The sequence below is a fragment of the Paenibacillus sp. J22R232 genome (assembly GCF_056269165.1).
The window spans coordinates 728734-741121 of record NZ_JBWDNK010000002.1 but is presented as its reverse complement, the minus strand read 5'-3'; the positions used below and the strand labels follow the sequence as shown (position 1 = coordinate 741121).

General features: G+C 52.8%; 10 protein-coding genes. 4 read left to right on the top strand and 6 right to left on the bottom strand.

The window, feature by feature from the left end; genetic code table 11:
- Positions 1 to 20: 20 nt before the first annotated feature.
- From AC0YN3_RS09635 to AC0YN3_RS09610, 6 genes are all read right to left on the bottom strand, one after another.
- Positions 21 to 1370: an ABC transporter substrate-binding protein gene (locus AC0YN3_RS09635; protein ID WP_475774860.1), complete on the bottom strand. Its 1350-nt coding sequence runs from the start codon at positions 1368 to 1370 to the stop codon at positions 21 to 23.
- 122 nt (positions 1371 to 1492) lie between these two features.
- Positions 1493 to 3121 (bottom strand): response regulator transcription factor, encoded by a 1629-nt coding sequence (locus AC0YN3_RS09630; RefSeq protein WP_475774859.1) that lies wholly within the window; start codon positions 3119 to 3121, stop codon positions 1493 to 1495.
- Positions 3114 to 4895 (bottom strand): cache domain-containing sensor histidine kinase, encoded by a 1782-nt coding sequence (locus tag AC0YN3_RS09625; protein WP_475774858.1) that lies wholly within the window; start codon positions 4893 to 4895, stop codon positions 3114 to 3116. Before AC0YN3_RS09625 ends, AC0YN3_RS09630 begins: the two co-directional genes overlap by 8 nt.
- 147 nt (positions 4896 to 5042) lie before the next feature.
- Positions 5043 to 5630, bottom strand: coding sequence for an NAD(P)H-dependent oxidoreductase (locus tag AC0YN3_RS09620; RefSeq protein WP_475774857.1), 588 nt, complete (start codon positions 5628 to 5630; stop codon positions 5043 to 5045).
- Positions 5631 to 5694: 64 nt separating this feature from the next.
- Entirely contained in the window at positions 5695 to 6537 is an 843-nt protein-coding gene (locus tag AC0YN3_RS09615) for an SDR family oxidoreductase (RefSeq protein WP_475775117.1), read from the bottom strand.
- A 34-nt stretch (positions 6538 to 6571) separates the two neighbouring features.
- Positions 6572 to 7474, bottom strand: coding sequence for a LysR family transcriptional regulator (locus tag AC0YN3_RS09610; protein WP_475774856.1), 903 nt, complete (start codon positions 7472 to 7474; stop codon positions 6572 to 6574).
- A 168-nt stretch (positions 7475 to 7642) separates the two neighbouring features.
- Between AC0YN3_RS09610 and AC0YN3_RS09605 the strand changes: the two genes are divergently transcribed.
- Genes AC0YN3_RS09605 through AC0YN3_RS09590 form a run of 4 tightly spaced genes read left to right on the top strand, consistent with a single transcriptional unit; the run spans position 7643 to position 12345 of the window.
- Positions 7643 to 8752: an extracellular solute-binding protein gene (locus tag AC0YN3_RS09605; protein ID WP_475774855.1), complete on the top strand. Its 1110-nt coding sequence runs from the start codon at positions 7643 to 7645 to the stop codon at positions 8750 to 8752.
- Positions 8753 to 8755: 3 nt separating this feature from the next.
- Positions 8756 to 10438 (top strand): ABC transporter permease, encoded by a 1683-nt coding sequence (locus tag AC0YN3_RS09600; protein WP_475774854.1) that lies wholly within the window; start codon positions 8756 to 8758, stop codon positions 10436 to 10438.
- A complete protein-coding gene (locus tag AC0YN3_RS09595) occupies positions 10435 to 11664 on the top strand; it encodes an ABC transporter ATP-binding protein (RefSeq protein WP_475774853.1) in 1230 nt (409 codons plus the stop codon). Before AC0YN3_RS09600 ends, AC0YN3_RS09595 begins: the two co-directional genes overlap by 4 nt.
- A 3-nt stretch (positions 11665 to 11667) precedes the next feature.
- The gene (locus AC0YN3_RS09590) at positions 11668 to 12345 is read left to right on the top strand and encodes a metallophosphoesterase (protein ID WP_475774852.1); all 678 of its coding nucleotides are present in this window, start codon (positions 11668 to 11670) and stop codon (positions 12343 to 12345) included.
- Positions 12346 to 12388: the final 43 nt, after the last annotated feature.

Here is a 12388-nt window from a genome sequence, read left to right as displayed (position 1 = left end):
CTCTTTGTTTTCCTTACCGATTAATTGCGGTCAATGCCGTCCGAAACCTTTTGAATATCCTTGAGTGCCGTTTCTATGCTTTTGCCTGCCGCGACATCCTGCATCGCTACGCCGATTGCATTCGTAAGCTCCGGATAATCGAGCAGACGTTTGCCGATCGCATTGGCAATGGCGTCATTGACGGTTTTGATGCCTTCGCGCTCGGCTTCGAACTTGAATTGATCGAGCGATTGGATTTGCACGCCAACCTTGGCAGGCGAGCCTTGAATGAAGTCCGCCATAATTTGCTGTCCTTCGCCTTGCGTCATGAACTCAAGCAGCTTCCAAGCCGCTTCCTTGTGCTTCGAGCTTTTGTTGATGGACAGCGCCGTATCTACGCTCGCTACCGCTCTTGCTTCATTTGGCCCGATTTGCGGAAGCAGGAAAATGCCGGTTTCGTCATTTTCGATTGCGGTACCGTCTTTCTCGCCGCCCGGCAGGCTGAAGCCTGCATGCCATGAGCCCGTTAGGAACATCGCCGCTTTGCCTGAATAGAAGTATTGGTCACGCGCATCCGGATATGTCGACAAGCCGAGTGCTCCGTCCTGCATTACTTTATCGGTGAACAGCTTGCTCCAAGCCGTCATCGTGTCAACAAACGCTTGGTCTGTCCATGCCAGCTCGCCTTGCTCGGCTTCATAAATTTTGCCTGGCGCGAATTGGTTGCTAAGCGAAACGAACATATCGACGTCATGCCAGATATCCTTTGCTCCGAAAGCTACGGGAACGATGCCGTTGCCCTTTTCGCGAATCGTGGCATTAACGCTTAGCCATTCCTCGTAGGTAGCAGGCACCTTCGTAATGCCAAGCTTATCGAAGATCGTTTTGTTATAGAGCACGAACTCTTGTCCCGTAAGATTAAGCGGCAAAGCTACCATCGTGCCATCCGTCGCTTTGACTTGGTCGATCGACGCTTTCACGAAATTGTCCTGCCAGCCTGTCCCCCAGTTTTTCTCCGCAAGCGCCTCAATCGGCTCCAGCGTATTCGCGTATTGGTTCAGCATCCCGCCTACTTGCATGCCTAGCAGATCCGGTCCTTCGTTGGCAGCCATGGCAACCTGCAGCTTCTTTTGGAAATCCGTTTGCTCGCCGCGCCAGTAATCAACCTTGATGTTCGGGTTAGCTGCCTCGAAAGCGGCAATGGCCTTCTCTGCTTGTACGTCAGTCGGTACCCATGACCAGAAGGTCACCGTTTCCTGCTCGCCGGAGGCGGCGCCTCCGTTATTTCCCGTATTTGATTCCGCGTTCTTATTACCGCATGCCGCGGCTGTCAGCAGCAAGCAAACCGACAATGCCAGCACAAGCGCAAATTTAAATGATCCTTTTTTCATTTTCCCATCTCCCCTTAGATGTGTGCTTCTCTTCTTGCTCCTTAATCATAAAAAAGAAGAGCCCGCTCGCGGACTCCATTATTTTTACTTTTACTCTATCTTTTTTACTTTTTGCAGACGATCTACCGCTTCTGCTGCTTTTCGTACTCAAGCGGCGTCGTTCCGGTTATTTTTTTGAATACGGTAAAAAAATAATTATAGTGGTTAAAGCCAACCTGCTTCACCACATCCTTAAGGTCTGTGTCACCGGTCCGGATGAGCAGCTTTGCCTGCTCCACCCGCACGTGGTTAACATAATCGGTAAACCCCTGTCCGCACTCCTCTTTGAACACTCGGCTCAAATAGGAGGCATTGACCCCAATGACCTCCGCAGCCTCCTGCAGGGTGATGGGCTCCGCGAAATGCCTGCGGATCCATTCCATCGTCCGCCTCGTGTTATCCGAGTAAAGCGTATCATGCACGAACGGGCGCAGTGCCTGAACAAGCTTGCGGTATATCTCCACGATCCACTCCTTCAGCTCAGCCAGCGTATCGAACTTGCCTATCGCTTGGTAAGGATTATGGTCGTTCCCGAATAAATCCTGCTCCGCGATGCCCGCCTCCTTAGACTTGCGGTTAACGAGATGAATAAGCTCGACCGCGACCATCTGAGTCGTCTTATGCGGAGCCCGCGCCTTCCCCATCCGGGCAAACAGCTCGTCGATCCGAAGAATGAGCTCCTCCTCATTGAGCGTCGCAAGCAGCGACAGCAGCTGCCTCTCCAGCTTTACGTCTACGGAGAAACTGACGCTGGAGGCTTCCTTCCTCTGAAGCCCCGGCCAGATCACGACGTCTCCGCCTTCATAGAAGCGCTCCTGCAGCGCCTTGTCCGCCTCTTTGAAATAGCTCGGCAGCGTTTCCACCTTGCTGCACATTTCGCTTACGCTGCAGCTAATGATTAGATTCAGCTGGCGCTTCGCGCTCACCCTAATGCGCGACAGCGCCTCCGATATGATGGTGTGCCATATAAACCTGCTGTTCGTATCAAAAGAAAAAACGAAGGCGAATTTCCCGTTTTCAATGGGCGTCATATACGCATTTCCCGTATCGGCCAAAATGTTATCCGTAATATCCATGAAGGAGCCGTTCATGAATGCAAGCTCCTTCGCATCGAATCGGTCCTCGAGCTTCCTTCGGCTATCCCATTCCGCAACGACTACTGTCAGCATGCGCAGGTTGAGCGCGACATCAAGCTTGTCCGCCTTCAGCAGTAGCTCCTCTTCGCTGCCGTAGCTGTGCTGAACAAGATCTCTTACGTAGTCCCGAAGCAGCGTCGTCCGATTCTGCTGCAGCTGCTTCTGCATATGTATCGTCTTCTCCTGCGCCTCCTGCTCCTTGGCCAGCAGCTCCTTCGCGCCAGCGAGCGCTGCCTGCAGGATGCCCGCATCCAGCTCATGCTTCAGGATATAGTCCACGGCGCCCCTGCGCATACTGTTCTTCACGTAATGCACATCGCTATAGCTGCTGATTGCAATTACCTGCGTATGGGGAAATTGCTCCGCGATGTAATTAATAAGCGCAAGCCCGTCCATGCCGGGCATGCTCATGTCCGTAATGACGATTTCGGGGTTGCGTTCATGCAATAGCTTGACTGCCGCCTGCCCTCCGTTTGCTTCGCCGCATAGGAGGAAGCCGTGCGCTTCCCAGTTCATCATGTTTTTCAGCTTGCTCAGCATAGGCAAGTCATCGTCCACCAGCAGCACGTTAAGCATCCTCGTTCTCCCCTTCCGCTTCGATCGGAATCCTCATCGTCACCGTTGTAAACAAGCCCGGCACGCTTTCAATCTGAAGCCCGTACCCCGCTCCGTAATGGAGCCTGATCCGCTCCTGGACATTGCCGAGCCCGATTCCGCTGAATCGCGACTGGTTTTTCTCTGCCACCTGATCGAATATGGTCGCGAGCCGCTCCGGCTCGATTCCAACGCCATTATCGGATACTTGCAGCACGATATGGCCCTCATCGCCGTACCCTTTCACCATAAGCTGGCCTCGTCCCTTTAATGGCTCCAGTCCATGGATCAGCGCGTTCTCCACGATCGGCTGAAGCAAAAACTTCAGCATGCGTGCTTCTAAAATACTTTCTTCAATATCGAAAACCGCATCGAATTTATCATAATAGCGAAACTGCTGGATATTCAAATAATGCTCCAAGTACTGCTGCTCCTCCTGCACCGAGATGAATTCGCCGCCCTTGCCCATGCTGCTGTGCAGAAGCGTAACGAGCGATGTAACCAGCTGCTTGATATTGTCAGCCTTCTGAACATCGGCGAGCCATTTGATCTGGTTCAACGTATTGAACAAGAAATGCGGGTTGATCTGGGCTTGCAGCGCCTTGAATTCGAGTACCCGTTTTTGCTCCTCCGTCTTCTTCACGTCATCGAGCAGTACCCGCAAGTTGGTAACCATTGCATTGAAGCCGCGGCTCAGCTCCTCTACCTCGTCCCCGGACGAAATCGCGATCGGATCGGATAGGTTGCCGGCGCTTACCTTTTTCATCGCATGACGCAAGCGTCCGATATTTTTCGTGATTTGGTTCGAAATAATCGTCGCGACGATCAAGGCTGCAATGAGCGTCAGCACGGGTATCAGCATGATGTTATTCGCTGCTTTCCTGCTCTCGGCGAGCAGCTCGCTCCTTGGAATCAGACCGACCGTCGTCCAGTTCGTATAATCCGATGTATGGTAGACAACGAGATGCTCCTCGCCGTTTATGCTCATGCTAAGCTTTCCTGAGCTGGCCGTGAGCAGCGGAAGCACACTCGCGTAATCCGTTCCGGAAATCGGCTTATTAATATCCTCCGCGCGGGGAGAATACACGAAGCCGCCTTTATCGTCCAGCAGGAACAGCTGGCTCTTATTCGGCAGCGGCGTATTGAATATGCGCTCGACCACCTCGTAGTTAAAATCGACATTTACGTATCCGACAGCTTCGCTGCCGTTCATGATCGCCCGCGAGATGGATACGACGTTTTGGTTCAAATAGGCGGATACCTTGTTCAGCTTCGTATTGGCATGCGTCGTAATAAACACTTTATTCCCGCGCTGCTCAAGAAGCTGCTCGTACCAGATGGAGCGCATGAATTCATCGGCAGGCACCGTGGACCCCTGCGCATAGCTGCGCCCGCCGGTGCTTGCGACGAGGATGCTCGATATGTAATATTTGTAGCCGTACAGGCTCGAAATGAAATTGTCGAGCTTACGGTCCTTCTCGAGCCGTTCAATCAGCGTTTCTGTCGCATCGGGCAGCAGCATGTCGATGACATTCGGTTTATTCAGGGAAATAATCGTGCTTATGTAATCGATATCCTTCAATGTGAGCTCGAAGCTCTTGTTCGCGTCCAGTATCGTGCGCGACATAAAGCTCTCCGCCGATTCCCGCTGGCTGTCGTAATATTTGTTGTACCAGAGTACGCTTACGATAGACAGGGAAGCGATGATCACAACCGAGAAGCTTGCGAACAGTTTGGTGCGTATGCCGGTTCTCATGCTGAATCTCCCATTCTTTTTCTGCTCGTTTTTGCCATTTATCATACTCCTGATGCACGGTCAGGACAAGCATCACATGCAAAACGCGTGAGGATGAGGTGCAGCAAGAGCCGCTCGCGGCATCGCGAACGGCTCTTCACCACTTCTTTATTCAAATAAGCTAATCGCCTTGCCTTTGACTTCCTCCAGCATTTGCTTGCGGGCATCGTCATCGATTTGGGGAACGCTGCCAAAAAAGATATGCCCTACGGGCTTAATGCCGCAAAACTCATAAATACCGGTATCCGAAGTCATTTTGAGGCCGTCATACATGCCCGTTCGGCTGTAAATTTCAGACGGCGTGCCATGCGTATTGATAATAAGTCCCTTTTTGCCTGAAAGCAGCTTGTTGATGTCTCCGTTCTCCCCGTAGGCATAAGCGAAGCCGTAAGAAAAAACGCGATCGATATATCCCTTAATCAGCGCTGGAAGTCCTGTCCACCATATCGGATACACCATCGTGAATGCGTCCGCCCATTTCACATGCTCCTGCTCGGTCTTGATGTCTGTAGGCGTATTGCCCTCGCGCAATGCTTCGAAGTCACTCGCCTTCAGCACGGGATCAAAGCGCATCGCATACAAATCCCTTACGACGACCTCATGGCCTTCCGTCTTCAGTGAACCGATAAACGCATCGACGATCGCATTGTTAAAGCTGTCTGGATTAGGATGGCAATAAATAATCAAATGCTTCATAAAAAAGCGACACCTCCGCAGATATGAGATCCGGTCTGCCTTAGTGTTGCCTCTTTCCCCTGCATTATGTAAGCCCGACCTGCTTCTCGCTCCATGTCCAAAACCGAAGAGCCAGCTCAGGATTTGTTGTTTTGCTTGAAGTGGCGACGATTTTGTTGTCGATCAAATAGTGTCCGGTCAGACCGGCGGCTTCGTCGCTCGCTGCCAAATAAATGGCAGTTGCCGCGCCTTCAAGCGGGGTTCGGAAAAACGGCTTGAGAAGCCGGTGCACCGTCTTGCCGAAGCCTGTATTTCTATCTACGCCGATATTGGTTGCCACGGCGCCGGGATGCACGCAATTAACGGAAATGTGCGTATCGGCGAGGCGCCTCGCCAGCTCCTTAGTAAACAAGATATTGGCAAGCTTCGATTGCGCATACCCCTTTACGACGTTATAGCCTTTAGACAAGGTGGGATCGTCAAAATGGATTTTCCCCGCTTTGTGGGCACCTGAGGATAAGTTGACGATGCGGCCTTGCGGTGCCTGCTTGATCGGCTCCAGCAGCTCATGCGTCAGCAAAAAATGCCCCAAGTGATTCACGCCAAGCTGCGATTCATGGCCGTCTGCCGTCAATTGCCGCTTCAGCGACACGACTCCCGCATTGTTAACAAGTACATCCAAGCGAGCATGCTTCTGCTTGAACGCGGCAGCAAACGCCCTAATGCTTGCAAAGGAGCCCAAATCGCAAAGCATTAGCTCAATCTGGGAGCTTCCGCTCTGCTTCTTTGCTTGCTCTAGTGCTTGCTCCCCCCTTTCCCTGCTTCTGCAGATCATGACGACATGCGCTCCCAGCTTGGCCAATTCCACGACTGTCGCCAAACCCATGCCTGAATTCGCTCCTGTAACAGCTGCCGTTTTACCCGTCATCTTTCCCATATCGTCGCCTCCCTGCCATCGTTAGCTATAGCTTACCATTGGATACGAAAGTACGCCTCATAAATGCGATAAAAGAGCGTACATGCGGCGATAGCTGCTCTTCCTCCCGATAAGCGAGGCAAATATGCCTCCGATTCACGTATTGAGGCAAATCGCGCATAACCAGCTCGCCCGCTTCAATCTCGCGTCTCACGCTGCGATGGGGCAAAATGCCGATTCCCATATTGCACTTCAATGTTTCCTTAATCGTCTCGATCGCGCCGAGCTCCATGACGCTCTCCCATTTCAGCCCAACTGCGTTTGCCCACTCATCGGACAAGGTCCTTGAGGTTGATCCCGTCTCATGGAGCAGGAACGTTTCTTTCCTCATCTCGTCTAAGCTGACCTGACGTTGATTAGCTAGCGCATGCTGCGGAGCGAGCAGCAGCTTAAGCTCGTCGGCAACAAGCGGCTGCACGACAAGCCCCTCTTGCGGCGAATCGCTAAGGGAGACGATGCCTACGTCGATCTCATAGCTGCGCAGCATGGTCAGCACCGATCCAGCCTGCTTCACGGTAAGCTGCTGGTTGACGCCTGGGTATAGCTGTCGATAAGCGGCGAGATGCGGCGGCAGCACATACGTAGCAGGCGTATAGCTCGCCCCTAGACGCAGGCGGCCTTCCCCCTGCTCCCTTCGTTCCTGCATCGTTAGCTTTGCTTCTTCCACTAGGAACACGATTTTTCTCGCGTACGGCAATAAATCCGCAGCAGCCTCCGTCGGCTGCAAGCTTCTAGACTGCTTGCGAAATAAGGTTACCCCAAGCTCCTCTTCGAGCTTTCTCAGATGGAAGCTGACTGTCGGCTGCTTCAAGCCGAGCTTGTCTGCCGCATCAGCTAACGTTCTTCCTGAGCAGACCTCCATAAACACATGCAGCTGCTGCACATTCATGTATGCACCTTCTCCGGCATTTTTCAATTAATATAGATTAAATCTATATATATATCAATATGCATCGAATATATTTAACATTTTCTAGACATCGCGTTAACAATCATCTGACAAACGGTTGTTAGAGTGAGATAGAAAGCAAAACAGATATTGGAGGGAATAAAAATAATGAAAACAAATGGGAAACGTTGGTTGGGAACGGTATTGGTTGCCGGTTTGGCCGCGCTGACTGCCGCATGCGGCAATACGGGAAACGCAGCTAACGACGCAGCAGGAAATGCGGAGAATGTACAAACAACCGCCCCGTCGCCTGAAACGGAAGCAACAGCAACAACCCCGCCAGCGGATAAAGGAACGCTAACCGTTTATTTGAATGATTTCGACAGCATTATCGCTCCTATGTTCGAGGAAGCAACCGGTTATAAGATGGAAGTCGTCGTCGGTAACGGCGCAGAAATTATGTCACGCGTAGAAGCTGAGAAAGGCAATCCGCACTGGGATGTGCTGTGGCTTGATGCGATGCCTTCCATTCACGGCCTTGGCGCAAGCGGACAGCTGCTTGAAGATTGGGCGCCTAGCAACGTCGCGAACTTGACCGACTTCGCAAAGGGCTTCTTGCCCGAGAAACAATGGTATGTGCCAACCGGCGCTCATGCAGCCGGCGTGATCGTATACAACAAAAACATCGTGAAGGCAGAGGATGCTCCCCAGAACTGGGCGGACTTCGCCAACGAGAAGTATAAGGATATGATCGGCATGGCCGATCCCGCGATCGCTGCACCCGCATATCCATTCGTTTCCTGGTTTTTCAAGGAAAAAGCAATGGACGGAGGCCAAGCCTTCTTCAGCACGCTTATGGACAACGGCATGCGCGTCTATCCTAAAAACCCTAACGTAGTCAAGGCGCTCGCAGCCGGCGAAATCTCTATTGCCGCCCTGCAGGAAAGCAATGCGTACGCGATGAAAAATGCAAATGAGCCAATCGAAATTATCTGGCCAGCCGAGGGTGCTCCTGCTTCGGTACGGGTTGCCGCGATTCAGAAGGATACAGGGAATCCGAATGCAGCAAAAGCGTTTATAGAGTTTTTGCTTGATCCCAAAACGCAGCAAGCGCTTATTGATCAAGGCGATGAAAGCTACTTCCAGCCATCCGTAAACGGCGTGAATGCAAAAGCCGACCGCGCAGCCGATGCGAAGCTCGTTGCAGCCGATGCTTCGTGGGCATCCGAGAACGAAGCAGCCATTAAGCAGTGGTTCGCCGACCAGTCCGTGAAGTAAGCCATGCATACGCTCATGAAGGATCGATTGGGCTGGTTCGTCAGTATCCTCCTCTTCATCCTTGTCTTGTATCCCTTGGCAGCCGTCATCGTTCAGGTGCTGCTGCCCGGGGTTTTCTTCGGCAACTGGCAACTTGGCAACCTATCGCTGCTGCTTGAAATTTTCCGCCGTCCGCTATGGCAGAAGTCGTTAGAGAATTCAATCGTACTCGGCCTAGGCACGACTCTGCTTGCGACTATGCTAGGCATGGCGCTTGCTACCGTGCGTGCCAAATGGTCGTTTAGAACTGCCAAGCTGCTTGATGGCGCAGTATGGCTCCTCATCATCACGCCTTCTTTCATTTTGGCGCAGGGCTGGGTTTTATTTGCTGCCGGAGGAGGGATTGCAGTAAGCGCATTCGGCTGGGATTGGGTCACCGGCGCTGTATTCCAGCCTGCCGGCCTCATTTTTATTATGACGCTCAGCAAGTTTCCTTTCGCTTATTTGAGCGTATACGCCGCATTGGAGTGGAAGGTCGATCAGCTCTCCCATGCGGCAAGGCTGTCTGGGGCATCAGCTTTCACTGTATGGAGAACGATTCAAGCGCCGCTCATTCTGCCAGCCGTATGGGCAGGAGCCGCACTCGTGTTCATGGATACAATCGGCGATTTCGGATTGCCGGCATCGATTGCCGCTGTCTACCGTTTCCCTACGCTGCCCTATTCCATTTATTCGGCCATCTACACATCGCCAATCCGCTTTGATATGGCAGGCGTTCTTTCCTTTTATCTCGTTCTGCTTATCGGAATCGCCATGTTCGTTCAATTCTATGCGATGAGGCGCTCGCGTTTCGATTTCCTGTCGGCGCGGGCTGAACGGTCAACGCCGAAGCCTGCCGGAAAATACAGCATGCTGCTTACCGGGTTGAATCTGTTGTTTCTGGCAGTCGTTATCGGCATACCGCTTGGCGCAAATTTGCTCATGTCGGTTTTCAAGACACAGTCAGGCGGCTTTGTGTTCAACAATCTGACTTTGGACCATTACCGGGAGCTGTTCCACAGCTCGAGCGTGCTGCTGAAGGGCCTCTCCCATTCCTTGATGATTGCGGGGAGCGCCGCCCTTCTTGGCTTGCTGCTTGGCCTATGCGCAGCTTACGTGCTCACATACTCGCAGTTTAAATTCAAGCGCACCATTGAGGTTTTCTCGATTGTCACGCTTGCTGTACCAGGCGTTGTGCTTGGCATCGGCTATATATTCGTTTGGAATCAGAAATGGCTGGACAAGATAGGTCTCCTTCTATATGGAACCCCTTGGATTCTCGTGCTAGCAGCTATCGCAGGCGCTATTCCCGTCATCACCAGGCTGATGGTCGGCGCCATGGCCAAAGTACCGAATAGCTTGCTGACCGCCGCTCAACTGCAAGGCGATACATTCATAAGCCGGATTCGCTTTATTCTCATTCCGTTAGTGCGCGGCGCCTTGCTGTCCGCTGGCCTTGCCGCGTTCGGCTCCAGCGTGTTTGATCTCGCGGTCAACTCGATCCTGTTTCCGCCTAATTTCCTTACACTGCCCGTTTCCATTAATAAAGCATTCGAGGATTTGAATTTCGGCTATGCATCAGCGGCAACCGTGCTTGGATCTGCCGTTGTCATACTCATCATATTGGCGGTTGAGCTGCTGCTCCGCCGCAAGGAGGCAACGCTATGACATCCGCAGTTCAGCAACCCCACAAGAAGCCAATGGATGCACAAACATACTCGCCATCGCCTGCCCACGGGAATAAAGCTGCTTCTGCAACGCTGCTAACCGCAAAGGGATTGACGAAAAGCTACGGCTCCTTTCAGGCGCTCAAAGGCATTTCCTTCGATATGAAGGAAGGAGAAATCATAAGCGTGCTAGGTCCTTCAGGCTGCGGCAAATCCACCCTTCTCCAGCTGGTCGCAGGCTTATCGCAGCCCGACGGCGGACAGCTGCTTTTATCCGGAGATGTAATCGCGTCAACCTCTGTCATGATGCAGCCGGAGAAGCGCGGCGTTAACATGGTTTTTCAGGATTACGCGCTATGGCCGCATATGAACGTCTACGACAACATTGCTTACGGGCTAAAGAGAAGCAAGCTGAACAAGACCGACACTCAGCAGCGCGTGGAGGAGCTGCTCGCCATGCTCCACCTCGAAGGGCTGGAGCGCAGGCTCCCGCCCCAGCTTTCCGGCGGGCAGCAGCAGCGCGTGGCCATCGCCAGGGCTATTGCGACAAGGCCTCGCCTCATGCTTCTTGATGAGCCGCTCTCCAACCTTGACATGCGGCTGCGCGTCGAAATGCGTACGGAAATGGCTTATTTGTTCCGGCAGCTAGGCATGAGCGTATTCCATGTCACGCATGATCCTGAGGAAGCCTTTGCGATGGCGGATCGGCTGCTCATTCTGCGGGACGGGCAAATCGACCAAATCGGTACGCCCCAGCAATGCTTTACAAGGCCCGCAAGCCGCTGGGCAGCCTCGTTGCTGGGCGCTATCAACGGCCTTCGCGGTTCAATTATACAAGATGGGACCGGCTGCGCTGTGCAGATAGGAGCTTCCCTTATTTATGGCTTGCAGCCTCCCGACTTGCCCCTACTGGGCCATAACGAGAAAGGTATCGTTATGTTTCGACCGGAGGAAGCCGTCATTATCGAGCGGCATTCAGCAGCTGCTGAATCAGCCTCCGAAACCACATCAACTGCTCCAGCCGCATCAGTCCTTAATAGCAGCATCATTATTCTCCGTGTTAGCCATTGCACGTTTGAAGGCAACAGGTGGCGTGCGGTCGCACACACGGCTTGCGGCCAGAAGCTTTATCTCGTTCACGCAACCCCGCTTGAGCCAGGCGAGGAGCTAAGCGTGAGACTGCCCATGCAATCCGCTTTTATATACCCTATTGAAGTAGAAAGGTAGTCGATGCCATTGATTACTCCAGCCAACGCAGACAATCGACTTCTAGCCATTGCCGATATTCACGGCTGTCACGAGGAGCTTCTGCTCTTGCTTCGGGAGGCAGCCTACAACCCTGCGCAAGACAAGCTGATCTTGCTCGGCGATTATATCAATGCCGACGACAAAGCCACTTGGAACACACTACCTCTAATCCGGCAGCTAGTTGCGGGTGGTGCTCGCGCATTAGCCGGCAACCAAGAGCTGCGGCTGCTAGCCTCGGATTCGAATGCTCGCCTGCTTGGGCCTAGCGTCAAGCATTGGCTGCAAGAGCTTCCTTTCTATCATCTGGAAGCTCCTTATTTATTTGTCCATGCGGGCATACGGCCCGGCGTTCCTTTGCTTAAGCAGAGCAGGCAGGATCTAACCGAAATCCGCGACGCGTTCATTCATAACGATCTGGCAGAGCATGACGACTGCAAGCCTTATATCATTATTTTCGGACATACGCCTACCTTCAAGCTGAAAGCCATCCCGGGCAGCATCTGGCAAGGACAGCGCAAAATAGGAATCGATACCGGCGCCAAGCACGGCCATCGTCTCACGCTTCTGGATCTTAGCGGCCAAATGAGCTATTCCTGCTCTACCGCGCCTGGAGCAAGAAGCAGCGATCTGCGTACGGAACGTCTCACGGCAACCGAATGACATCCGTTTAAAATGCAAACAAGGGATCGCACATCAAGGCTGC

What these genes read in the sequence shown, in the direction of transcription:
- AC0YN3_RS09635 (WP_475774860.1), bottom strand. Translation starts at nt 1,370, where the DNA reads ATGAAAAAAGGATCATTTAAATTTGCGCTTGTGCTGGCATTGTCGGTT.
- AC0YN3_RS09630 (WP_475774859.1), bottom strand. Translation starts at nt 3,121, where the DNA reads ATGCTTAACGTGCTGCTGGTGGACGATGACTTGCCTATGCTGAGCAAG.
- AC0YN3_RS09625 (WP_475774858.1), bottom strand. Translation starts at nt 4,895, where the DNA reads ATGAGAACCGGCATACGCACCAAACTGTTCGCAAGCTTCTCGGTTGTG.
- AC0YN3_RS09620 (WP_475774857.1), bottom strand. Translation starts at nt 5,630, where the DNA reads ATGAAGCATTTGATTATTTATTGCCATCCTAATCCAGACAGCTTTAAC.
- AC0YN3_RS09615 (WP_475775117.1), bottom strand. Translation starts at nt 6,537, where the DNA reads ATGACGGGTAAAACGGCAGCTGTTACAGGAGCGAATTCAGGCATGGGT.
- AC0YN3_RS09610 (WP_475774856.1), bottom strand. Translation starts at nt 7,474, where the DNA reads ATGAATGTGCAGCAGCTGCATGTGTTTATGGAGGTCTGCTCAGGAAGA.
- AC0YN3_RS09605 (WP_475774855.1), top strand. Translation starts at nt 7,643, where the DNA reads ATGAAAACAAATGGGAAACGTTGGTTGGGAACGGTATTGGTTGCCGGT.
- AC0YN3_RS09600 (WP_475774854.1), top strand. Translation starts at nt 8,756, where the DNA reads ATGCATACGCTCATGAAGGATCGATTGGGCTGGTTCGTCAGTATCCTC.
- AC0YN3_RS09595 (WP_475774853.1), top strand. Translation starts at nt 10,435, where the DNA reads ATGACATCCGCAGTTCAGCAACCCCACAAGAAGCCAATGGATGCACAA.
- AC0YN3_RS09590 (WP_475774852.1), top strand. Translation starts at nt 11,668, where the DNA reads ATGCCATTGATTACTCCAGCCAACGCAGACAATCGACTTCTAGCCATT.